At 67.9% G+C, this 20,456-nt stretch carries 25 protein-coding genes; 20 read left to right on the plus strand and 5 right to left on the minus strand.

All coding sequences use genetic code 11. The features are described from left to right. Window positions 1-46 precede the first annotated feature (46 nt). The 10 genes from dsbD (at window position 47) to ACW174_RS15495 (ending at window position 10,062) form a co-directional block, all read left to right on the plus strand. Window positions 47-1,939, plus strand: a complete 1,893-nt coding sequence (gene dsbD / locus ACW174_RS15450; protein ID WP_372694311.1) for a protein-disulfide reductase DsbD — start codon at window positions 47-49, stop codon at window positions 1,937-1,939. Then, window positions 1,936-2,730, plus strand: coding sequence for a prolipoprotein diacylglyceryl transferase family protein (locus ACW174_RS15455; protein ID WP_372694309.1), 795 nt, complete (start codon window positions 1,936-1,938; stop codon window positions 2,728-2,730). The genes dsbD and ACW174_RS15455 overlap by 4 nt, the downstream gene beginning before the upstream one ends. Window positions 2,731-2,752: 22 nt before the next feature. Next, window positions 2,753-3,427: a DsbA family protein gene (locus ACW174_RS15460; RefSeq protein WP_421731890.1), complete on the plus strand. Its 675-nt coding sequence runs from the start codon at window positions 2,753-2,755 to the stop codon at window positions 3,425-3,427. Window positions 3,428-3,435: 8 nt separating this feature from the next. Continuing rightward, window positions 3,436-4,863, plus strand: a complete 1,428-nt coding sequence (locus tag ACW174_RS15465) for a bifunctional metallophosphatase/5'-nucleotidase (RefSeq protein WP_372695197.1) — start codon at window positions 3,436-3,438, stop codon at window positions 4,861-4,863. 11 nt (window positions 4,864-4,874) lie between these two features. Then, on the plus strand, window positions 4,875-5,492 hold the full coding sequence (locus ACW174_RS15470; RefSeq protein ID WP_244999703.1) for a class I SAM-dependent methyltransferase: 618 nt from the start codon (window positions 4,875-4,877) through the stop codon (window positions 5,490-5,492). Window positions 5,493-5,521: 29 nt separating this feature from the next. Further along, the gene (locus ACW174_RS15475; RefSeq protein ID WP_219354421.1) at window positions 5,522-6,046 is read left to right on the plus strand and encodes a DsrE family protein; all 525 of its coding nucleotides are present in this window, start codon (window positions 5,522-5,524) and stop codon (window positions 6,044-6,046) included. A 99-nt stretch (window positions 6,047-6,145) separates the two neighbouring features. Further along, a complete protein-coding gene (locus ACW174_RS15480; RefSeq protein WP_492015312.1) occupies window positions 6,146-6,796 on the plus strand; it encodes a peroxiredoxin in 651 nt (216 codons plus the stop codon). 64 nt (window positions 6,797-6,860) lie between these two features. Then, window positions 6,861-7,760 (plus strand): MBL fold metallo-hydrolase, encoded by a 900-nt coding sequence (locus ACW174_RS15485; RefSeq protein ID WP_219354423.1) that lies wholly within the window; start codon window positions 6,861-6,863, stop codon window positions 7,758-7,760. Then, on the plus strand, window positions 7,760-8,533 hold the full coding sequence (locus ACW174_RS15490; RefSeq protein WP_219354424.1) for a substrate-binding domain-containing protein: 774 nt from the start codon (window positions 7,760-7,762) through the stop codon (window positions 8,531-8,533). The genes ACW174_RS15485 and ACW174_RS15490 overlap by 1 nt, the downstream gene beginning before the upstream one ends. A gap of 35 nt (window positions 8,534-8,568) precedes the next feature. Further along, on the plus strand, window positions 8,569-10,062 hold the full coding sequence (locus ACW174_RS15495; RefSeq protein ID WP_219354425.1) for a L,D-transpeptidase family protein: 1,494 nt from the start codon (window positions 8,569-8,571) through the stop codon (window positions 10,060-10,062). A gap of 3 nt (window positions 10,063-10,065) precedes the next feature. Here the strand turns inward: ACW174_RS15495 and ACW174_RS15500 are convergent, their stop codons facing one another. From ACW174_RS15500 to ACW174_RS15510, 3 genes are read right to left on the minus strand one after another with little or no spacing between them, the layout of a single operon-like run. Further along, complete coding sequence (locus ACW174_RS15500; RefSeq protein WP_492015313.1) at window positions 10,066-10,461, minus strand: cupin domain-containing protein; 396 nt, start codon at window positions 10,459-10,461, stop codon at window positions 10,066-10,068. A gap of 25 nt (window positions 10,462-10,486) precedes the next feature. Beyond that, on the minus strand, window positions 10,487-10,906 hold the full coding sequence (locus ACW174_RS15505) for an ArsR/SmtB family transcription factor (RefSeq protein WP_008259045.1): 420 nt from the start codon (window positions 10,904-10,906) through the stop codon (window positions 10,487-10,489). Next, window positions 10,903-11,562, minus strand: a complete 660-nt coding sequence (locus ACW174_RS15510) for a peroxiredoxin (protein WP_244999704.1) — start codon at window positions 11,560-11,562, stop codon at window positions 10,903-10,905. The genes ACW174_RS15505 and ACW174_RS15510 overlap by 4 nt, the downstream gene beginning before the upstream one ends. A 104-nt stretch (window positions 11,563-11,666) precedes the next feature. On the opposite strand from ACW174_RS15510, the gene ACW174_RS15515 reads away from it, so the two are divergent. From ACW174_RS15515 to ACW174_RS15560, 10 genes are read left to right on the plus strand one after another with little or no spacing between them, the layout of a single operon-like run. Continuing rightward, complete coding sequence (locus tag ACW174_RS15515; protein ID WP_219354427.1) at window positions 11,667-12,608, plus strand: MBL fold metallo-hydrolase; 942 nt, start codon at window positions 11,667-11,669, stop codon at window positions 12,606-12,608. Between the two features lie 12 nt (window positions 12,609-12,620). Then, on the plus strand, window positions 12,621-13,055 hold the full coding sequence (locus ACW174_RS15520; RefSeq protein WP_008259836.1) for a YeeE/YedE family protein: 435 nt from the start codon (window positions 12,621-12,623) through the stop codon (window positions 13,053-13,055). Next, window positions 13,052-13,471 carry a DUF6691 family protein gene (locus tag ACW174_RS15525; protein ID WP_008259144.1) on the plus strand — a complete coding sequence of 140 codons (420 nt, stop codon included), beginning with the start codon at window positions 13,052-13,054 and terminating at the stop codon, window positions 13,469-13,471. Before ACW174_RS15520 ends, ACW174_RS15525 begins: the two co-directional genes overlap by 4 nt. 29 nt (window positions 13,472-13,500) lie before the next feature. Continuing rightward, entirely contained in the window at window positions 13,501-13,923 is a 423-nt protein-coding gene (locus tag ACW174_RS15530) for a protein tyrosine phosphatase family protein (RefSeq protein WP_008260019.1), read from the plus strand. Continuing rightward, complete coding sequence (locus ACW174_RS15535; protein WP_008260866.1) at window positions 13,920-15,197, plus strand: NAD(P)/FAD-dependent oxidoreductase; 1,278 nt, start codon at window positions 13,920-13,922, stop codon at window positions 15,195-15,197. Before ACW174_RS15530 ends, ACW174_RS15535 begins: the two co-directional genes overlap by 4 nt. Window positions 15,198-15,205: 8 nt before the next feature. Beyond that, complete coding sequence (locus ACW174_RS15540) at window positions 15,206-16,000, plus strand: sulfite exporter TauE/SafE family protein (RefSeq protein WP_492015314.1); 795 nt, start codon at window positions 15,206-15,208, stop codon at window positions 15,998-16,000. A gap of 9 nt (window positions 16,001-16,009) precedes the next feature. Beyond that, entirely contained in the window at window positions 16,010-17,437 is a 1,428-nt protein-coding gene (locus tag ACW174_RS15545) for a cytochrome ubiquinol oxidase subunit I (RefSeq protein ID WP_492015315.1), read from the plus strand. Further along, window positions 17,427-18,428, plus strand: a complete 1,002-nt coding sequence (gene cydB / locus ACW174_RS15550) for a cytochrome d ubiquinol oxidase subunit II (RefSeq protein ID WP_008259839.1) — start codon at window positions 17,427-17,429, stop codon at window positions 18,426-18,428. Before ACW174_RS15545 ends, cydB begins: the two co-directional genes overlap by 11 nt. After that, on the plus strand, window positions 18,428-18,556 hold the full coding sequence (locus tag ACW174_RS15555; protein ID WP_194943540.1) for a DUF2474 domain-containing protein: 129 nt from the start codon (window positions 18,428-18,430) through the stop codon (window positions 18,554-18,556). The genes cydB and ACW174_RS15555 overlap by 1 nt, the downstream gene beginning before the upstream one ends. Beyond that, complete coding sequence (locus ACW174_RS15560; RefSeq protein ID WP_008259823.1) at window positions 18,553-19,029, plus strand: methyltransferase family protein; 477 nt, start codon at window positions 18,553-18,555, stop codon at window positions 19,027-19,029. The genes ACW174_RS15555 and ACW174_RS15560 overlap by 4 nt, the downstream gene beginning before the upstream one ends. Before the next feature lie 646 nt (window positions 19,030-19,675). Here ACW174_RS15560 and ACW174_RS15565 read toward each other — a convergent pair. Together ACW174_RS15565 and ACW174_RS15570 are read right to left on the minus strand one after the other, a co-directional pair. Beyond that, complete coding sequence (locus ACW174_RS15565) at window positions 19,676-20,101, minus strand: DUF305 domain-containing protein (RefSeq protein ID WP_008259726.1); 426 nt, start codon at window positions 20,099-20,101, stop codon at window positions 19,676-19,678. 57 nt (window positions 20,102-20,158) lie between these two features. After that, window positions 20,159-20,434: a metal-sensitive transcriptional regulator gene (locus tag ACW174_RS15570; protein WP_040349360.1), complete on the minus strand. Its 276-nt coding sequence runs from the start codon at window positions 20,432-20,434 to the stop codon at window positions 20,159-20,161. Window positions 20,435-20,456 lie beyond the last annotated feature (22 nt).

Here is a 20,456-nt window from a genome sequence, read left to right on the forward strand (position 1 = left end):
GCTCCGGCTTAAGCCTGACTTAAGCTCGCTTGCCCACGAGATGGCCATGAGGTTTTTCCGCCGACTGCTGCCCGCCGCTCTCGCTCTTCTGTCCTTCGCCCTGCCGGGTTCGGCCTTGGGTCAGGCTCCGCTTTCGCCTGACAAGGCCTTCGCCCTGACGGTGACGCGTGAGGCTGACGGCAACCTAGCCTTTGCCTGGGATATTGCGCCTGGCCATTATCTCTATCGTGACCACACCGTCGCCAGCACGCCGGGCGGGAAGGAGTCTCTGCCGCTGGAACTGGCTGCCGGCGAAACCAAAGACGATCCGGGCTTCGGCGTCGTCGACGTCTGGCATGACGCGGGTCGCGCGACCCTGTCGGCGCAGACGTTGACGCAGGCGGGCGAGCCGACGTCGGTCAACATCACCTATCAGGGCTGCCTCGAAGACTCGATCTGCTACCCGCCGATGACGCGCACCATCGACGTGCCGACCCGGCCGCAGTCCGACGTGGCCGCGCGGGAGGCCGATGCGCAGACCGCACAGGCCGCGGCTATGCTGGCGATCCAGGCGCCGGGCGCTGCACCCGCGCCCGAGAACGACGAGGGAGCGGCGGCGCCTTCGCCGGTCGCGTCATCGCCGGCGGTCACTCTGGACGCCAATCCGGGCTTCGTCGATCGCCTGGCGCTGCAGGGCGGGGCGACCTGGGTCCTGCTCGCCTTCTTCGGTTTCGGCGTGCTGCTGGCCTTCACGCCCTGCGTCTTTCCCATGTACCCGATCCTGGCCGGCGTCATCGGACGCGGCGTGGACGGGCGCGGCACGCGCCGAGGCCTGACGCTCTCCGTCGCCTATGTGCTGGGCCTTTCCATCGCCTTCGCCCTCCTGGGGGTCGCGGCCGCCTGGTCTGGACAGAACCTGCAGATGGCGCTCCAGTCGGTTTGGGCCGTGGGCGCGCTGGCTGTCGTCTTCGTCATCCTCGCCGCGTCCATGTTCGGCGGCTTCGAGCTGCAGCTGCCCTCGGCCTGGACCAGCCGCCTCTCCCGCGACGGCGGCGATGGGCGGCGCTCCCTGCCCTCAGCCGCAGGTCTGGGCTTCGTCTCGGCCCTCATCGTGGGGCCTTGCGTCACCGCGCCCCTGGCGGGCGCCCTGCTCTACATCGCCCAGACCGGCGACGTTGGGCTGGGCGCGGCGGCCCTGTTCTTCCTGGGCCTGGGCAAGGGGGTGCCCTTGATCGTGTTCGGCACGGTCGGCGCGCGCTTCCTGCCCAAGGCCGGGCCGTGGATGGACCGGGTGAAGATGCTGTTCGGCTTCATCTTCCTGGGCATGGCCTGGTGGCTGGCCAGCCGCATCCTGCCGCCGAACGCGACGCTGGCTCTCGGCGCGGCGCTGGCGCTCGGTCTGGCGGCGGCCCTCGGCCTGTTCCAGCCGCTGAGCCCGAACCTGAGAAACGGCGTCGCCCGCGTCGCCGGCCTGGCGGCCGCGACCTGGGGCCTGTTGCTGCTCGTCGGACTTAGTCTCGGGGCGGACGACCCGTGGCGCCCGCTCGAACCCCTGGCGCGTCCCGCCGGAGTCACAGCCGACGCGCCGGTGGAGACCGCGGCGGTCGTGCTCGATCAGGCCGCGCTGGACCGCGCCGTCGCCGATGCCGGCGCCCGCGAACGTCCCGCCCTGGTCTATTTCACCGCCGACTGGTGCGTCAGCTGCAAGGTGATCGAGCGGACGGTGTTCGAGGACCCCGCCGTGATCGCCGGCCTTTCGAACACCGACCTGATCAAGGTCGACGTCACGCGCAGCACCCCCGAGGCGCGCGCGCTTCTTGAGCGGCACGGGGTGGTCGGGCCGCCGACGATGATTTTCCTGTCGCCTTCGGCGACTGAAGCGCCGGGTAGCCGGTTGATCGGAGAGATGTCGGCCGAAGACGTCGCCTCCGCCCTGCAGAGCGCCGGAGCCGCCGCATGAACGCCATCACCCTGGGTCCGCTCGTCCTGTCGGGCGAACGGTTCGCCATCATCGCAGGCATATTCGTCTTCATGATCGGCGCCGGACTGCTGGCCAGCCGTGTCAGCCCGCGCTTCAACCTGTGGAGCACCGTCCTAGTCTTCGGCGGTCTGGCAGCCGCCCGCCTCGGTCACGTGGCGACGCATTGGGAGTATTTCGGCGCCGACCCGTGGCGGGCGTTCGCGGTCTGGCAGGGCGGGTTCAGCTGGATCTGGGTCGCGCCGGTCGTGATCCTGGCCACCTTCCTGCTGCTGCGCACCCCGCGCGAACGCGCTTGGGCCATTGCGCCTGTGCTGGCCAGCGCCCTGGTTTGGACCACCGCCCATCAGTTGGCCTCGGCGACGCAGCACATGGCGCCGCCCGCCCTGACGCTGGCCGCGATGGACGCCCCGCCCATCAACCTCTCCGCTCCGGGCGACCGGCCCACGGTGATCAATCTCTGGGCCACCTGGTGCCCGCCTTGCCGGCGCGAGATGCCGGCTTTGGCCCAGGCCGAAAAAGCCCATCCGAATGTGCGCTTCCTCTTCGTCAACCAGGGCGAGGGCGAAGCCGGCGTTCGCGCCTTTCTGCAGAGCCAGGGGCTGGCCCTCGACCATGTCCTGTTTGACGAGGCCATGGCGGTGCCGCGCCACTACGGCACGGCCGGCATTCCGGTGACCCTGTTCCTCCACGCCGACGGCCGCCTGGCCAAGGCCCACATGGGGGAAATCGCCCCCGAACAGATCGCGACCGAAATCGCGCGTCTGCATTGACCCCTCGCCTCACGGAGCTTCCATGAACCGCACCTTCGCCCCTGCCCTCGCCGCCGTCCTCGCGCTCGCCGCCTGCGGCCCCGCCGACGCCGACAACGGCGCGGCGCCCGCCAGCCCTCCCGCAGCGGCTGGACAGGACATGCCCGCCATCGCCCAGGTGGGTTTCAACGACCTGCTTCGGGATCCGGCCGCGCCCTTCATCGGCGCCGAGAACGCCGATGTGACCATTATCGGCTTCGTCGATTACAACTGCCCCTACTGCAAGAAGATGCAGCCGGAGATCGACGGCCTGCTGAAGGCGGACCCCAAGGTGCGCGTCCTGTACAAGGACTGGCCGATCTTCGGCGACGTCTCGGAGACCGCCGCCCGGACCGCCCTCGCCGCCAGTTACCAAGGCAAGTACGAGGCCGTCCATAACGCCTTCATGCTGTCGCCGTCGCGCATCGGCGACCAGGCGGACATCACGCGTCTGGTCCAGTCGGCCGGCGTGGACATGGCGCGCCTGAATCAGGACCTGGCCGATCACCGCGCAGACATCGACGCGGTGCTCGACCGAAACGGCCGAGAAGCGGCGGCCCTGGCCCTGCAGGGCACGCCCGCCTTTATCATCAACGGCAATCTGATCCCCGGCGGCATGCCCCAGGCGCAACTCGAAGCGGTGATCGGTCGTATCCGCTCCGGACAACCGCTGCGCTGAGACCGGCCATGACCACCTTGACCCTGCTCCAGCTGAACGACCTGCACGGCTATCTCGAGCCGCATCCCGAACTGGTGCGCACCGAAGGCGGCTGGCGGTTCGAACGGCTGGGCGGGGTCGCCCGCATCGCCCGCATCTTTGAAGAGGCGCGCGCCGAAGGTCCGTGCCTGACCCTGGACAATGGCGACACCTTCCATGGCACGCGGGTCGCCGTCGCCAGCCGGGGCGAGGCCTTGGTCCCGATCATGAACGCCCTGAAGATCGACGCCATGACGGCGCACTGGGAGTTCGCCTATGGCCCCGCGGGGTTCAAGGCGTTGGCGGCGCGACTGGATTATCCCGTCCTGGCCGCCAATGTCTTTCGCAAGGATGACGGCGCGCCGGTGTTCGACGGGCGATGGGTGTTCGAGCGCGGCGGTCTGAGGATCGGCGTGATGGGCCTGGCCTGCCCCATCGTCGACAAGACCATGCCCCCCGCCTTCTCCGAAGGCGTGCGGTTTGAAATGGGTGTGGCCGAAGCCCGCGAGCAACTGCACCAGCTCCGCGAGGAGAAGGTCGATCTGGTCGTCCTGCTGTCGCACCTCGGCTTTCCGCAGGATCTGAAGTTGGCCGCGGAAACACCGGGCATCGACGTGATCCTGAGCGGCCATACCCATAACCGCCTGCACGAGCCGGCCCGCGTCGGCGACACCCTGATCATCCAGTCCGGCTGCCACGGCGCCTATATCGGCCGGCTGGACCTCGAGATTGCAGAGGGCCGCGTGTCCCTGCGCCGCCATCGGCTCATAGCCGTGGACGCTGGCCCCCAAGACGATCAAGTCGCCGGCTTGGTGGAGACGGCCCTGGCGCCCGAGCGGGAGCGTCTGGCGCGCGTCGTCGGCCGCACGGCCATTCCCCTTCACCGCTACGCCATGGCGAGCGCGCCGATGGACGACGTCCTGCTGGCGGCGGCGGCGCAGGCAGCGGGCGTGGACATCGCCTTCTCGAACGGCTGGCGGTATGGCGCGCCCGTCGCGCCGGGTCCGGTCACTCTGGGCGACCTCTACAATATCGCGCCGATGAACCCGCCCATCTCGCGCACGACGCTGACCGGAGCCGAGTTGAAGGCGATGCTGGAAGAGAATCTTGAGCGCACCTTCGCCGCCGACCCGTATGAGCAGATGGGCGGCTACATCAAACGCTGCCGGGGCCTCACGGCCTTTGTGAAGCTGGAGAATCCCAAGGGGCAGCGCCTTGATCGCCTGCTGGTCGGGGACCGACCTTTCGAGCCGGAGGCGGACTATCCGGTGGCCTTCGTCACCGCCCAGGGCGTGCCCGAACATTACGGGCGGGACCGCCGGACGCTCGACATCGACACTGTGGGCGCGCTTGAATCCTGGTTCGCCGACCATACGCCCGGCGAGACCGATCTGCCCGCCAGCGTCCTCATCATATGAAGGAACACCTTATGGACTCCGTCGCCGCCCGCGACTTCTGGAATAGCCGCTATGACCGCCAGGACTATCTGTTCGGCAAGACGCCCAACGCCTTCCTGGCCGCTCAGATCGCGCGGCTCCAGCCCGGCATGACCGCTCTGGCGGTCGCCGACGGCGAGGGACGAAACGGCGTTTGGCTCGCCGAACAGGGCCTGACCGTCACGACCACGGACATCGCCCCGCGCGCGATCGAGAAGGCCCTCGCCCTGGCCGAGCGACGCAGGGTCACACTGGACGCCCAGGTGGCGGACCTCGAGACCTGGGCCTGGCCGCAGGATGCGTTCGACGTCGTGGTCGCCGTCTTCATTCAGTTCGCCCCGCCTCCCCTGCGCGACCGACTTTTCGAGCGTATGAAGGCGGCCGTGAAGCCTGGCGGCCTGTTCCTGCTGCAGGGCTATCGGCCGGAACAGATCGCCTATGGAACGGGCGGTCCGGGCCAGGTCGAGAACCTCTACACCGAGGCGCTGCTCCGCGACGCCTTCGCCGACTTCGACATCCTGCATCTGAAAAGCCACGACAGCGACGTCTCCGAAGGCGCCGGCCACAGCGGCCGGTCCGCCCTGATCGATCTCGTCGCCCGCCGTCCCTGACCCCCAGCGCCCGCACACCGGAACCGGCCATGAAAACCCTCCTCCTCGCCCTGTCCCTGGCCGCCTCCCTGGCGGCCTCCCCGAGCTTCGCTCAAGCTGTTTCAGGCTTCGGCGGCTTCAAGCCCCTGCCCGAGGCCGGCGAACAGCCGGATCCGTCGCGCGTCTATCGGGTCATCTTCGACGTGTCCCAGGGCGGTCCGGACGACAGGCCGCTGAAGGGACTGGATCGCGTTGCGCGGCTGGCGAATATGCTGGCGGCGGGCGGCGTGGACGCCGACCATCGTCAGATCGTCGTTGTGCTACACGGCGCCGCCACCCCTGCGGTCCTCTCCGACGCCGCCTGGGCCGCGCGCGGCAAGGGCGACGCCAACCCCAACAGCGCCCTGATCCGCAGCCTCATCGCCGCCGGCGTCCAGGTTCGGCTGTGCGGCCAGGCCATGGCCGGGAACGGCATCGCGCAAGCCGACCTCGAACCGGGCGTGAGCGTTGATCTCGCCGCCCTGATGACGGTCATCCACCTTCAACAGGCCGGATATGCCCTGGTTGTGAACTGACGTCTCGGCATAGGCGGAACCTTCACTGGCCATAAGAACTATTAGTTTGGGTAAGTGTGTATGTAAGTGTTCAATGGGGCGTCTGAAGGAGACATCGACATGACCGGACTGCCCCGCCTCAACGAACCCGCCCCCGACTTTCACGCCCGCACCACGCACGGGGATCGCAGCCTGGCCGATTACCGCGGCAATTGGCTGATCCTCTTCTCCCACCCGTCGGACTTCACCCCGGTATGCACGACCGAGTTCATCGGCTTCGCCAAGCACGCGGATGAGTTCGCCGCTATGAACTGCGAGCTCCTGGGGCTCTCGATCGACAGCATCTTCTCGCACCTGGCCTGGACCCGGAACATCAAGGAGAAGTTCGGCGTCGAAATCCCCTTCCCCATCATCGAGGATCTGAAGATGGAGGTGGCCCAGGCCTACGGGATGATCCACCCCGGGGCGGCCGACACCTCGGCTGTCCGCGCCACCTTCCTGATCGATCCGGAAGGCAAGCTGCGCGCCATGGTCTACTATCCCATGAGCAATGGCCGCAGCATCGAAGAGTTCGTTCGGCTGCTCACCGCGCTCCAGGCGTCCGACGCCAACGGGGTCGCGACGCCTGAGAACTGGCGCCCTGGCCAACCGGCTATCGTCCCTCCGCCCAAGACCGCCGAGGCGGCCGAGGCTCGCGCTTCCGAGGGTTACGTCTACACCGACTGGTATTTCTCGACGCGCGACCTCCCCGACGTCCCGAAAGCCGCCTGATCGGACGCTGGCCGGACCGCGCAAGCGGTCCGGCCCTGTTCTTCGCAAACCAAACGGAGCCTTCATGCAGATCATCGACCACGGCGGAGCCCGCATCGCGGCGCTCCACGACAAGAAGACCGGCAGTTGGCAATATGTCGTCTCCGACCCGGTCAGCCGCAAATGCGCGATCATCGATCCGGTCTGGGATTTCGACGAGAAGGCGGCGGCGACCTCGACCCGCAACGCCGACGCCATCCTGGACTACGTGAAGGCTGAAGGCCTAACCGTCGAATGGCTGCTGGACACCCATCCCCACGCCGACCACTTCTCCGCCGCGCCCTACCTCAAAGAGAGACTGGGTGCGCCGACCGCCATCGGCGAGAAGGTCATCGGCGTCCAGAGGCTGTGGAAGGACATCTACGGCCTGGACGACGACTTCCCGACCGACGGTCGCCAGTGGGACCGTCTCTTCCAGGCCGGAGATACGTTTGCTGTCGGCGACCTGCAGGGGCGGGTCATCTTCTCCCCAGGCCACACCCTGGCGTCCATCACCTATGTGATCGGCGGCAACGCCTTCGTCCACGACACCTTGATGATGCCCTATGCCGGCACCTCGCGCGCCGACTTTCCGGGCGGCGATTCCAAGGCCCTCTACCGAAGCATCCAGGACATCCTGGCCCTGCCCGATGAGACCGGCATCTTCGTCGGCCACGACTACGGTCCCGATGGCCGCGAGCCCGCCTGCTTCAGCACCGTGAGAGAGCAGAAGGCGGACAACATCCATGTCGGCGGCGGACGCGGAGAGGCGGATTTCGTGCGGCTTCGCGACGGCCGGGATGCCACCCTTCCCCTGCCGAACCTGATGCTCTACGCGCTTCAGGTGAACATCCGCGGCGGGGTGCTGCCGCCACCCGCCGAGGACGGCCGCATCTATTTCAAGATCCCCGCCAATCACTTCGCCCCACCCCAGGAGAACTCTTGATGCGTCCTTCCACCCTGGCCCTGGCCGCCCTTTTGAGCACGACGGCCCTGGCCGCCCACGCCCAGACGCCCGCCGATCCTCTTCATGTCTACGGTCCGGGCGGCCCCGCCCCCGCCATGCGCGAAGCGGCGAAGGCCTATGAAGCGCGCACCGGTCGCGCCGTGGCCGTCGTCGCCGGACCCACGCCCCAATGGCTGGACCAGGCCAAGGCGGACGGCGACCTGATCTTCTCCGGCTCCGAGACGATGATGACCGACTTCGTCAGCGCTCTGGAGGGCCGCATCCGCGCCGAGGCGGTCGAGCCGCTCTATCTGCGCACCGCCTCCATTCTCGTTCGCCCGGGAAATCCGAACGGCATCGGCGGCCTGGAAGATCTCTTCCAGCCGGGTCGCCGAGTCCTGGTCGTCAACGGCGCGGGCCAGAACGGCCTGTGGGAAGATATGGCCGGTCGCACCGGCGACATCGCCAAGGTGCGCGCCCTGCGTCGCAACATCGTCGTCTACGCCCGCAACAGCGCCGAGGCCCGACAAGCCTGGATCGACGGCCCGACGCTCGACGCCTGGATCATCTGGGGCATCTGGCAGGTCGCCAATCCGGACCTCGCTGATGTGGTCGAGGTCGAAGAGCCCTATCGCATCTACCGCGACGCCGGCGCCGTTGTGACCGAGACCGGCCGCCAGGACGCCGACGCCCAGCCGTTCCTTGAATTTTTGAAGTCCGACGAGGGAGCCGCCATCTTCGCGCGCTGGGGCTGGCGGACCGGCCAACCTTAAGCCTGCCTTAAGGTGAACCCCGCGGTGTCGGCGGCATGGCCAACCGTCGCTCCTTCACCCTGAACCGCCGACACCTGCTCGCGGCGGCCGCGGCGCCGCTCTGGCTCTCGACAACCGCGCGAGCCGCATCGGCGCCCGCCGCCTTGAACATCAGCGCCCTGACCGCAGCCTTCTACGCCGCCCGCGGCGGACGCCCGGCCTGGGCGGGGCCAGCGCGCCGGCAAGCCATGGACGCCCTGGCCCTGGCGGACCGCCACGGTCTATCAGCGCCCGACGGTCTGGCCCTAAGTGAAGCCGAACTGACCCAGGCCGTCCTGACCCTGGCCGAGGCGCTCGCCCATGGCCGGGTCGACCCGGCATCCGTCGAGACCCTTTGGGAGATGGGTCGCAACCAGGTCGATACGCCGCCGCTGCTGGCGACGGCGGTCGACGACGGAACGTTGGCCGAGACGATGGCGGGCCTCGCTCCCCAGGACCGCGGCTATCAGGGCTTGTGCGACGGCTTCCTTCGCTATCGCGCCATCGCCGACCGCGGCGGTTGGCCGCCCTTTGCCCTGGGCGCGACGATCGAACCGTTTGCGTCCGACCCCCGCCTTCCCGCCCTCCTGCCGCGCCTTCGGGTGGAAGGCGATCTCACCGACGCCGCCGCCGCGATGGTCGGCCCGTCTGGCGGTGACTACGGGTCGGTGCTGCAAGAGGCCGTTCGGGTGTTCCAGGTGCGCCACGGTCTGGAGGCGGACGCCCGCATCGGCCCGGCGACCCAGCGGGCGCTGTCGATTTCGGCCGAGGCCCGTGCTCGCCAGATCGCGCTCAATCTGGAACGCCGCCGTTGGCTAAAGAGAGACGTCGCCCCGGAGCGGATCGAGGTGAACACCGCCGCCTCCATCATGGTCTACTGGAAGGATGGTCGGCCCGTGCATTCGATGCGGGTCGTGACAGGTGACGCCGACAATGCGACGCCCAGCCTCGAACGGCCCTTCGCCTCGGTCGTCGCCAATCCGCCCTGGACGGTCCCGACCTCCATCGCCCAGCGCGAGATCCTGCCGCGCGGCGCCGCCTATATGCGGGCGAACAACATGACGATCCAGAACGGCATGGTGGTTCAGCGCGCCGGCCCGAACGCCGCCCTGGGCCAGGTCAAGTTCGAACTTCAGGACAGCTACGCCATCTTCCTGCACGACACCCCGTCGCGGGGTGCGTTCGACCAGAGCTTCCGCCATCTCAGTCACGGCTGCGTGCGGGTGCAGGACGCCGTCGGCTTCGCCCGCCTTCTGCTGGCGCCCGACCCCGAGAGGCTCGCCCGCTTCGATGCCGCGCTGGACAGCGGCCAGACCGTCCGTGTGGCGACCGGTCGGCCGATCGACGTACGTCTGCTGTATTGGACCGCCTTCCTGGACGGCCAGGGCCGCGTCGCCTTTCGCGATGACATCTATCGTCGCGACACCCGTCTGGCGGAGGCGTTGGGTATCGCCCTGCACCTGCCGCGGCCCGACGACCGGCGCGCCGATGCTGACGACGTCGGCCCCTGACGGTTATTCGGTCGTGCGGCCGTCGAAATGCTCGTGGTCGGCGGAGGCCTCTTCCACCGTGGCTTGAACCGTCCCGTCGAGATGCTCCGGCGGGCCATAGAGGGTGTAGAGCCGAAGCGGCTCGGACCCCGTGCTGACCACATTGTGCCGGGCGCCCTGAGGGACGATGACCCCGTCGTCCGCCTTCACGGCGTGACGAACGCCGTCGATCCAGATTTCGCCCTCGCCCGCCTCGATGCGGAAGAACTGGTCGCGGTCGTCGTGGACCTCTTCGCCGATCTCCTGACCGGGCGGAATGGCCATGAGGACGAGCTGCAGATTGTGGCCGGTGTAGAGAACGCGGCGAAAGTCTGTGTTCTCTTCCGTCAGACGTTCGATATTGTCGATGAAGCCCTTCACGAGAGTCTCCTGTGCGGGTTGGCCGTCAGCGACGTGCGACGGCGGTGATGCGCGCGAACTGAGCCGTGTCGCCGCGAGCCGGCGTCGATGGACGGGGCGCCGGGGCGGCGACGCGCGCGCCGACCGCCTTCGCATCGCCGCAGAAGATTTCGTACAGCATGCCCATCACCGCCTGGGCCCGTTCGTCGGCGATCGAGTAGAAGATCGAGCGCGACTGCCGACGCGTCTTGACCAGACCGTACTGGCGCAGCTCAGCCAGCTGCTGGGACAGCGCAGGCTGTTTGATGCCCAGGTCCGCCTCGAGCTGGCCCACCGACCGTTCCTCCTCGGCGATGTGGCACAGGATCAGCAGCCGGTTGGCGTTGGCCAGCTGGCGCAACAGCTCTGCGGCCTCCGGCGCCTTTTCCTTCAACCGCTCCATGGCGGCCGCTTGATCGTCGGTCATGCGCGGCGCTCGCGATAGTACCAGGGCGCATCGCCGTCACCGTCGGCGATGGCGGCGTCCAGGGTGGTGGCGGCCGGCTCCAGGAGAGCGTCGCCGGGCGTCCAGCCCGCCGGCGTGGAGGCCGCCTCGCGGTCCGAGGTCTGCAGGGCGGTCACGAGACGCAGCAGTTCATCAACCGAGCGGCCGATGTTCATCGGGTACCAGCTGATGGCGCGCACCACGCCTTCGGGATCGATCACGAAGGTGGCGCGCACCGTCGCGCTGTCGCTCGAGCCGGCGTCCACCATGCCGAAGGCGTGGCCGATGGCCATGGAGGGATCCTCGATGATCGGGAACGGCACCTTCACGCCGAAGCGGCGGTAAATGTCCTTCAGCCAGGCCAGGTGAGAATACAGACTGTCCACCGACAGGGCCATCAGATCGCAGTCGATCGCCGCGAAGACGTCGGCCTGCCGGGCCAGGGCCACGAACTCGCTAGTGCAGACCGGCGTGAAGTCCGCCGGATGCGAGAACAGCACCAGCCAGCGTCCACGGTAGTCGCTGAGGCGCTTTTCGCCCTGCGTCGTGCGCGCGCTGAAGTCCGGCGCCGTATCGTTGATGCGCAGGGCGCGCATTGCGGGGGGATAGACGGCTGGCCCGGTGTCGATCGTTTCCATAGCCGCAAGCTAAGCGCTTCCCACCGTTTCCGCTACATTAAAATACATACTTGCACGAACTATGAATGGGTATATGTGTTGAGTCACCGAAACGGAGACACGCCATGTCCTCGCCCATCCCCGATCCCGCCCGCGACCACGCCGCCGACATCGTGCGCGCCGCGCTGGGCGATCCTCGCCAGCGCCCTGTCGTCAGGTCATTCTTCGACGAGGCCACCTTCACCGTCAGCCATGTCGTGCGCGATCCCGGCTCCGACGTCTGCGCCATCATCGACAGCGTGCTCGACTACGATCCGGCGTCCGGCCGCACCGCCCACGCCTCGGCGGACGCCCTCATTGATTACGTGAAATCCGAAGGTCTCACGGTCCAGTGGCTGTTGGAGACCCACGCCCACGCCGATCACCTGTCGGCGGCGCCCTATCTCCAAGAAAAGCTCGGCGGTCAGCTGGCCATCGGCCATGAGATCCTCACCGTCCAGGCGGTCTTCGGCAAGATATTCAACGAAGGGACCGACTTCCGCCGCGACGGCAGCCAGTTCGACCATCTGTTCAACGACGGCGACCGGTTCGAGATCGGCGGGCTGAAGGCCACGGTGCTGCATGTGCCCGGCCACACCCCGGCCTGTCTGGCCTATGTCATCGGCGACGCTGTCTTTCCCGGCGACACCATGTTCATGCCCGACTACGGCACGGCGCGCTGCGACTTCCCCGGCGGCGACGCCGGGACCCTGTATCGCTCGATCCATCGCCTGACCTCCCTGCCGGACGAGGCGCGGGTCTTCCTGTGCCACGACTACAAGGCGCCTCCGGGCCGGACCGAGTTCGCCTGGGAGACCACCATCGGCGCCCAGCGCACCGGCAACATCCATATCCGCGACGGCGTCAGCGAGGACGAGTTCGTGGCCATGCGCACCCAGCGCGACGCCACCCTGCCCATGCCCAGGCTGATCCTGCCGTCAGTCCAGGTGAACATGAACGGCGGCCGCCCGCCCGAGCCCGAGGACAATGGGGTGCGCTACCTCAAGGTCCCGCTGAACGCGCTGTGAGGCGAGCCCCCCATGCCTGAACCCATTTCCTTCGTCTGGCCGCTGGCCGGCGGCCTGCTGGTCGGCCTGTCCGCCGGCCTTTATCTGCTGCTGAATGGGCGCGTGGCCGGGATCTCCGGCCTGACCGCCGCGGCGACCGGCCTGTCGAAAGGCGCGCCGCGCACCCTGGACCTGCTTTTCATCGCCGGCCTGCTGGGCGGCGCGGCCCTGGCCTCAGCGCTGATCCGCAGGCCCGAGGTGCAGATCACCTCGGACATCTGGCTGCTGGTGCTCGGCGGCCTGATCGTCGGTTTCGGCACCCGCTGGGGCTCGGGCTGCACCAGCGGCCACGGCGTCTGCGGCCTGGCCCGCCTGTCGCCCCGCTCCATCGTCGCCACCGGCGTCTTCATGGCCGTCGCGGCCCTGACCGTCTTCGTCACCCGCCACCTGTTGGGAGGCCTGGCATGAACCGGCTGATCGTCGCCGTCCTGTGCGGCCTGCTGTTCGGCGCCGGCATGGTGGTGTCCGACATGATCAACCCGGCCCGCGTCCTGGCCTTCCTGGATGTGACGGGCGCCTGGGACCCCTCGCTGGCCTTCGTCATGGGCGGGGCGCTGATCCCCTCCGCCATCGCCTATCTGATCCGCCGGCGCATGGAGACGCCGGTCGCGGCCGAGACCTTCCATGTGCCTGAGAGCCGCACCATCGACACCCCTCTGGTCGGCGGGGCCGTCCTGTTCGGCCTGGGGTGGGGGCTGGTCGGTCTGTGCCCCGGCCCGGCGCTGGCGGCCCTGACGACCGGCGCCTGGCAGGCCTTCGTCTTCGTCGGCGCCCTCGTGGCCGGCATGGCGCTGTTCCGCCTGACGCTCGACCGAAACGCCTGAACCAGAAAAGACCCTAGGGAGACAAAGCCATGGATATCCGCCCCCTGGACGAGGCCCTATCCGCCTCGCCCCAGATCGCCCCGGAAGACCTGCCCGCCATCGCGGCCCAGGGTTTCCGGTCGGTGATCTCCAGCCGACCCGACGGCGAGGAGCCCGGCCAGCCCAGCGCCGAGGCTCTGCGCCAGGCCGCCAAGGCCGCCGGCCTCGCCTTCGCCCACGTTCCCGTGGTCGGCGGCGCCATCTCCGACCAGGACGTGGCGGACTTCCGCGAGGCTCTGGCTGACCTGCCCCAGCCCGTGTTCGGTTTCTGCCGCACCGGCACGCGCACGACCACCCTGTGGGCGCTCACGAACGCCGGCTCGGAGAGCCCCGATCATCTGATCGCCCGCGCCAAGAGCGCCGGCTACGACCTCGGCGCCCTGCGTCCCCGTCTTGAAGGAGCCGCGTCATGAGCGCCCAATACGCCCTCCTGGATTCCTGCGATGTCCTGATCGTCGGCGGCGGATCCGCCGGCATCGCCACGGCCGCCAGCCTCCTGCGCCGCCGCCCAGGCCTCGATGTTCGCATCGTGGAGCCGTCCGAACATCACTACTATCAGCCCGGCTGGACCATGGTCGGCGCCGGCGTCTTCACGCCCGAGCGGACCCAGCGCCGCACCGAGGACCTGATCCCCCAAGGCGCCCAGTGGGTGCGTGGCGCGGTCGCGGCCTTCGACCCCATCCATGATCGCGTCGAACTGACCGACGGCCGCTGGATCGGCTATCGGATGCTGGTCGCGGCGCCGGGGCTGAAGCTGGACTGGGCGGCCATCCCTGGCCTGGCCGAAACCCTGGGACGCAACAACGTCACCTCCAACTACGGCTACGAGACTGCGCCCTACACCTGGAAGCTGGTGCAGGCGATGCGCAGCGGCCGGGCGATCTTCACCCAGCCGCCCATGCCGATCAAATGCGCCGGCGCCCCGCAAAAGGCCATGTATCTGTCAGCCGACCACTGGCGCGACAACGGCCGCAACGACATCGAGATCGAATTCCACAACGCCGGCCCGGTGTTGTTCGGGGTCAAGGACTACGTCCCGGCGCTGATGGAATATGTCCGCAAATACCGCATCGACCTGAACTTCGGGTCGAAACTCGTCGCGGTGGACGGCCCGGCGCGGATCGCGACCTTCGCCGTGACGGGTGCGGACGGCGAAGTGCGCCAGGCGCGGCGCGAGTTCGACTTCCTGCACGTCTGCCCGCCGCAGACCGCGCCGGACTTCATTCGCGAAAGCCCGCTGGCCGCCGAAAGCGGCTGGATCGAGGTGGACGACGCCACCTTGCGCCACAAGCGGTTCGAAAACGTCTTCGGCCTGGGCGACGCCTGCTCGGCGCCCAACGCCAAGACCGCTGCGGCCGCCCGCAAACAGGCGCCCGTCGTGGCCGAGAACATCCTGTCGCTGCTGGACGGCCAGCCGATGCGGGCGGTCTATGACGGCTATGGCTCATGCCCGCTCACGGTCGAGCGCGGCAAGATCGTCCTGGCCGAGTTCGGCTATGGCGGCAAACTTCTGCCAAGCTTCCCGAAATGGATGCTCGACGGCACGAAGCCGACCCGTCTGGCTTGGCACCTGAAGGCTCAGGCCCTGCCCGAGATTTATTGGCTGGGCATGCTGAAGGGCCGCGAATGGCTGGCCAGTCCCGAGCACGTCGAGCCCGCGATCCAACCTCGTCCCGCCGTCGCCTGAGCCGGATCATGGACCTGTCCCCGCTGCAGTACGGCCTCGGCACCGGCGCCGGCTCGCTGGTCGGCTTCACCCTCGGCCTGGTCGGCGGTGGCGGGTCCATCCTGGCCGTGCCGCTGATCGTCTATCTTGTGGGGGTCAAGGATCCGCATCTGGCGATCGGCACCAGCGCCTTCGCCGTCGCGGCCAACGCCTTCGCCAATCTGCTCAACCACGCGCGCCACGGCACGGTGAAATGGAAGATCGCCGGCCTGTTCGCCTTGGCCGGCGTCTTCGGCGCCTTTCTCGGCTCCAGCCTGGGCAAGGCGGTTGACGGTCAGAAGCTGCTGGCTCTGTTCGCCGCGCTGATGCTGGTGGTCGGGGTGCTGATGCTGAGAGGCCGCTCGGCCTCGGGGGACCCCGACGTGGTGCTAACGCCGGGCAATGCGCCGAAGCTCGTGGGAGCCGGCGCCCTGACAGGGATCATGTCCGGCTTCTTCGGCATCGGCGGCGGCTTCCTGATCGTCCCTGGCCTGATGGTCTCGACCCGCATGCCCATCTACTATGCGGTCGGCTCGTCGCTGGTCGGCGTGACGGCCTTCGGCCTGACGACGGCCTTCAACTACGCCCTGGACGGCTGGGTCGACTGGCCACTGGCGGCCGTCTTCATCGGCGGCGGGGTGTTGGGCGGTCTGGTCGGCGCACGGCTGGCCAAGGCCCTGTCAGGACAAAAAGGCCTATTGAACACAGTGTTCGCCGGGCTGATCTTCGTCGTCGCCTTCTATATGCTTTACCGCAGCGCCGGCGCGCTCGGCCTGATCGGGTGAGACCACACCATGGAACTTGACGCCCTGATCCTGGCGCGGATGCAGTTCGCCTTCACCGTCGCCTTCCATATCGTCTTCCCCGCCTTCTCCATTGGCCTCGCCAGCTATCTGGCCGTGCTGGAGGCCCTGTGGCTGAAGACGGGGCGAGACCTCTATCTGAACCTGTTCAAATACTGGCTGAAGATCTTCGCCGTGGCCTTCGGCATGGGCGTCGTTTCGGGTTTGGTCATGTCCTACCAGTTCGGCACCAACTGGTCGGTCTTCTCCGACAAGGCCGGACCGGTCATCGGCCCCTTGATGGCCTATGAGGTGCTCAGCGCCTTCTTCCTGGAGGCGGGTTTCCTGGGCGTCATGCTGTTCGGCCTGAACCGCGTCGGCAAGAAGCTGCACTTCCTGGCCACCCTGATGGTCGCGATCGGCACCTTCGCCTCGGCCCTCTGGATCCTGTCGGTCAACAGCTGGATGCAGACCCCGCAAGGCTACGCCATCAACGAGGTCGGCCAGTTCGTACCGGCCGACTGGTTCAAGATCGTCTTCAATCCCTCCTTCCCCTATCGCCTCGCCCACATGCTGCTGGCGGCCTATCTGACCACCGGCCTGGTGGTCGGCGCGGTCGGGGCCTGGCACCTGATGAAGGAGCGGACGAACAAGGGGGCGCGCAAGATGTTCGCCATGGCCATGGGCATGATCCTGGTCGCCGCCCCGGTCCAGATCTTCATCGGCGACATGCACGGGTTGAACACCCTGGAGCATCAGCCCGCCAAGGTCATGGCGATGGAAGGCCATTTCGAAAGCCACCCGGACGGGGCGCCGCTGATCCTGTTCGGCATTCCTGACCGCGAGGCGGCCACCGTCCACGGCGCGGTCGAGATCCCCAAGCTGTCGTCCCTGATCCTGAAGCACGATCCGAACGCGCCCCTGGCCGGTCTGGACACCATCGCCCGCGCCGACTGGCCGCCGGTCGAGATCGTCTTCTGGTCCTTCCGCGTCATGGTCGGCCTGGGCATGGCCATGCTGCTGCTGGGGCTCTGGGGGCTTTATGCTCGCCTGCGCAAACGCCTCTACGATGCGCCCTGGCTGCACCGCTTCGCCCTGATCATGGGGCCGATGGGCTTCGTCGCCGTGCTGGCGGGCTGGATCACCACCGAGGTCGGCCGTCAGCCCTGGACCGTCTATGGGCTGCTCCGCACCGCCGACAGCGCGGCGCCCCTGGCGGCGCCCGCCGTCGCAACCTCCCTGGCCGCCTTCGCTGTGGTCTATTTCACCGTCTTTGGCGCCGGGGTCTTCTACATCCTGCGTCTGATGAGCCATGCGCCGCACCGGGACGAGCCGGGCGTGGCGGAAACCCCGATCCGCACGGCGGGCATCACCCCCGCCCCCGCCATCGACCCGGACCGCCCCATCCCGACCGGCGAGGAGACCGATCATGAGCGTTGATCTGACCCTGGTCTGGGCCGGCCTGCTGGCCTTCGCCGTCTTCGCCTATATCGTCATGGACGGGTTCGACCTGGGCGTCGGCATCCTGTTCCCGACGCTGAAGGCCGGGGACCAGCGCGACAAGGCGATGAACTCGATCGCCCCGGTGTGGGACGGCAATGAGACCTGGCTGATCCTGGGCGGCGGCGGCCTGTTCGCCGCCTTTCCCCTCGCCTACGCCGTGTTGATGCCGGCGGTCTATACGCCGATCATCGCCATGTTGCTGGGCCTGGTCTTCCGGGGCGTGGCGTTCGAATACCGCTGGCGCACGGTGCGGGCCAAGCCCGTCTGGGACGTCGCCTTCTTCGGCGGCTCCCTGCTGGCCGCCTTCTCCCAGGGCGTCACCCTGGGGGCCATCCTGCAGGGGGTCGAGGTGTCGGGCCGCGCCTATGGCGGCGGCTGGTGGGACTGGCTCAGCCCCTTCAGCCTGCTGACCGGCGCCGCCGTCGTCGTCGGCTACGCCCTTCTGGGGGCCACCTGGCTGAACATGAAGACGGAAGGCGCGCTCCAGACCCACGCCCGCGCGCAAGCCTGGAAACTGGGTCCGGCGACCCTGCTGATGATCGGCGCGGTCAGCCTGGCCACCCCCTTCCTCGACGGCGAATACGCCCGGCGCTGGTTCGACTGGCCCGGCGTGCTTCTGACGGCCCAGGTGCCGTTGCTCGTTCTGATCGTCGCGGCCGCCTTCTTCTGGACCATGCGTCAGAAGCGCGAAGTCTGGCCCTTCCTGCTGTCGCTGGGCCTGTTCGCCGTCACCTTCGCGGGTCTGGGCGTCAGCGTCTTCCCCTACGCCGTGCCCGACGAGATCACCCTCTGGCAGGCCGCCGCCCCGGCCTCCAGCCAGCTGTTCATGCTGGTCGGCGCCCTGATCCTGATCCCGATCATCCTGGCCTACACCGCCTATGCCTACTGGGTGTTCCGGGGCAAGGTCGGCGACGACGGTTACCACTGATGCGTCGCGACTCCAGAAACGGGCTCCGGCAGGGCCTTTGGTTCGTCGCCCTCTGGGTGCTGGGCGTGGGTGTCCTGGGCGTGATCGCCTATCTGCTGCGCGGCGTTCTCAAGCTGGCCGGCGGGTGACGCCGCAGGCGCCGAACCGCTGGCCCTGGCCGCCGCTCATCACGGGCGGCGCCGTCCTTGTCGCGCTCATCACGGCGCGTCTATGGACTCCGCCCGCCCTCTTCCCCGGCGCCTTCGCCGCCGGCGGCCTCCTGGTCGGGCTCGCCCTTGGTCTGGACCTCTGGGCCATGCTGGAGATGCGGCGGCGGCGCGCCAACATCTTGCCGCACCGGGCGGCGACCGCTCTGGTCACGACCGGTCCGTTCGCCTGGAGCCGCAACCCGATCTATCTCGCGAACGGGCTGCTTCTGCTCGGCCTCGGGGGCCTGTTCGACAACGCCTGGTTCTTCGTGGCCGCCCCCGTCGCCGCCTTCGCCACCGACCGTCTCGCCATCCGGCGCGAGGAACGACACCTGGCGGCCCTCTTCGGCGCGGCGTGGTCCGTGTACGTGGGCCGGGTGCGCCGCTGGCTGGGCCGGCGGATGACGTCGTGATCCCCTTTCGCCCGGCCCACAGACGCCTCCCTATCCCGTCGCTTCGTCACTACCGTGAGGTTACGGGGCGCGGCATGTGAACCAAGCAGCTATGCTCCGCTCATTACTCCGCAATCATCTCGTCAGGGGGCGCCTTATGACTGCCCCTCACTCCCACTCGATTACACAAATTACCCCAAGCCGCTGATCGGCTTGGGGTTTTTTCTCGCATATCGGTCGCCGGACCGATTGAATAACCGACAAACGGGAAGTATTCTGAAAACATTCAGAAAATTCTAAGCAATAACATTTGCGTGAATTCGTCATCTTTTGCGGTCTATCGGACTTTCTGAGCACCGAGATGCAATGCAACGAGTTCGATTCGCCTTGCCACTTTGCACCATCACTCGGACGTACACTGTATCTCATGCGCATGTTCGTCGTCGAGCTTACCGGCTCGATCGTATGGCGATAGCGACAAGCGTCGTCGATGCCTGTCATGCCGCGCTCGACGACCGGAATGCAAACGCCGCACTGGCTTTGCGGCCGACGGCGTCCTGATTTTCGACGACGGCGGGACTGGCCGATCGGTCTTTCGCCACGAGGACGACAGATGGCGGATTACGCACATCCGTTGGTCCTCGGACGCGGTGCCCTGATCTCGCGATCAGGCGGCGGGAGTCGCTGACGCTCCCTTCTGGGCGAGCCAGGCGTCGATCAGGGTGATTTCGCGCTCCTGAGCCGAGATCACCGCCTGGGCCAGGTTCCGCGCTTGGGCGTCCTTGCCTTGCGCGAGCTCCACACGGGCCATCGAGACGGCTGCGACGTGGTGACCTCGCATCTGCGTCATGAAGTCGATGTCCGCGTCCCCGGTGAAGGGAGGCATCGCCTCCATCATCGTGTTCATCGATGCCTTGTAGCCTTGGGTGGCGACGGAGTCGCCGGGCGCAGGCGCAGCCATGCCGCCCTCCATTCCGCCATGGGCGTCCGCCGCTGCGGCGGCCTCAGGCGCGGCTACGGCGGGCTCTTCGGCTTGCGGGGAACAGGCCGTAGCCAAGGCGCAGGCGGCGAGGACGAGGCTGATGCGTTTCATGACGGCTCCTTGGGATCCGACGTTAGCGACCAGGAGGGCCCATTCGTTCCGCCAACTCTACCGTCCGGCCCGCGCCAAGAGCTCGATCAGCTCGCCGGCCTTGGCCTTGCGATCCTCGGGATCGTCGCCGGTCATGGCGCCCATGACGCAGTGGTCGAGGTGATCCCGTAGCACTTCGGTCTCCACGCGATGGAGCGCGGCTCGAACGGCCTGAAGTTGGGTCAGCAAGTCGACGCAATACCGGTCATCTTCAACCATGCGGGAGATTCCCCGCACCTGGCCTTCGATCCGGCTGAGCCTGTTGAGGACTTTGGGTTTCGTGTCGGTTTGCATGCGGCCTGTCCTCCTGAGCGCC

The sequence above is a fragment of the Brevundimonas sp. AVps31 genome, from assembly GCF_058681355.1.

Excerpts from the sequence above, each read along its gene's own strand:
- ACW174_RS15480 (WP_492015312.1), top strand. The coding sequence starts at position 6,146 with ATGACCGGACTGCCCCGCCTCAACGAACCCGCCCCCGACTTTCACGCC.
- ACW174_RS15530 (WP_008260019.1), top strand. The coding sequence starts at position 13,501 with ATGGATATCCGCCCCCTGGACGAGGCCCTATCCGCCTCGCCCCAGATC.
- ACW174_RS15520 (WP_008259836.1), top strand. The coding sequence starts at position 12,621 with ATGCCTGAACCCATTTCCTTCGTCTGGCCGCTGGCCGGCGGCCTGCTG.
- ACW174_RS15510 (WP_244999704.1), bottom strand. The coding sequence starts at position 11,562 with ATGGAAACGATCGACACCGGGCCAGCCGTCTATCCCCCCGCAATGCGC.
- ACW174_RS15465 (WP_372695197.1), top strand. The coding sequence starts at position 3,436 with ATGACCACCTTGACCCTGCTCCAGCTGAACGACCTGCACGGCTATCTC.
- ACW174_RS15505 (WP_008259045.1), bottom strand. The coding sequence starts at position 10,906 with ATGACCGACGATCAAGCGGCCGCCATGGAGCGGTTGAAGGAAAAGGCG.
- ACW174_RS15475 (WP_219354421.1), top strand. The coding sequence starts at position 5,522 with ATGAAAACCCTCCTCCTCGCCCTGTCCCTGGCCGCCTCCCTGGCGGCC.
- ACW174_RS15460 (WP_421731890.1), top strand. The coding sequence starts at position 2,753 with ATGAACCGCACCTTCGCCCCTGCCCTCGCCGCCGTCCTCGCGCTCGCC.
- ACW174_RS15535 (WP_008260866.1), top strand. The coding sequence starts at position 13,920 with ATGAGCGCCCAATACGCCCTCCTGGATTCCTGCGATGTCCTGATCGTC.
- ACW174_RS15470 (WP_244999703.1), top strand. The coding sequence starts at position 4,875 with ATGGACTCCGTCGCCGCCCGCGACTTCTGGAATAGCCGCTATGACCGC.
- ACW174_RS15545 (WP_492015315.1), top strand. The coding sequence starts at position 16,010 with ATGGAACTTGACGCCCTGATCCTGGCGCGGATGCAGTTCGCCTTCACC.
- ACW174_RS15565 (WP_008259726.1), bottom strand. The coding sequence starts at position 20,101 with ATGAAACGCATCAGCCTCGTCCTCGCCGCCTGCGCCTTGGCTACGGCC.
- ACW174_RS15495 (WP_219354425.1), top strand. The coding sequence starts at position 8,569 with ATGGCCAACCGTCGCTCCTTCACCCTGAACCGCCGACACCTGCTCGCG.
- ACW174_RS15485 (WP_219354423.1), top strand. The coding sequence starts at position 6,861 with ATGCAGATCATCGACCACGGCGGAGCCCGCATCGCGGCGCTCCACGAC.
- ACW174_RS15515 (WP_219354427.1), top strand. The coding sequence starts at position 11,667 with ATGTCCTCGCCCATCCCCGATCCCGCCCGCGACCACGCCGCCGACATC.
- ACW174_RS15455 (WP_372694309.1), top strand. The coding sequence starts at position 1,936 with ATGAACGCCATCACCCTGGGTCCGCTCGTCCTGTCGGGCGAACGGTTC.
- ACW174_RS15525 (WP_008259144.1), top strand. The coding sequence starts at position 13,052 with ATGAACCGGCTGATCGTCGCCGTCCTGTGCGGCCTGCTGTTCGGCGCC.
- dsbD (WP_372694311.1), top strand. The coding sequence starts at position 47 with ATGAGGTTTTTCCGCCGACTGCTGCCCGCCGCTCTCGCTCTTCTGTCC.
- ACW174_RS15570 (WP_040349360.1), bottom strand. The coding sequence starts at position 20,434 with ATGCAAACCGACACGAAACCCAAAGTCCTCAACAGGCTCAGCCGGATC.
- cydB (WP_008259839.1), top strand. The coding sequence starts at position 17,427 with ATGAGCGTTGATCTGACCCTGGTCTGGGCCGGCCTGCTGGCCTTCGCC.
- ACW174_RS15490 (WP_219354424.1), top strand. The coding sequence starts at position 7,760 with ATGCGTCCTTCCACCCTGGCCCTGGCCGCCCTTTTGAGCACGACGGCC.
- ACW174_RS15540 (WP_492015314.1), top strand. The coding sequence starts at position 15,206 with ATGGACCTGTCCCCGCTGCAGTACGGCCTCGGCACCGGCGCCGGCTCG.
- ACW174_RS15555 (WP_194943540.1), top strand. The coding sequence starts at position 18,428 with ATGCGTCGCGACTCCAGAAACGGGCTCCGGCAGGGCCTTTGGTTCGTC.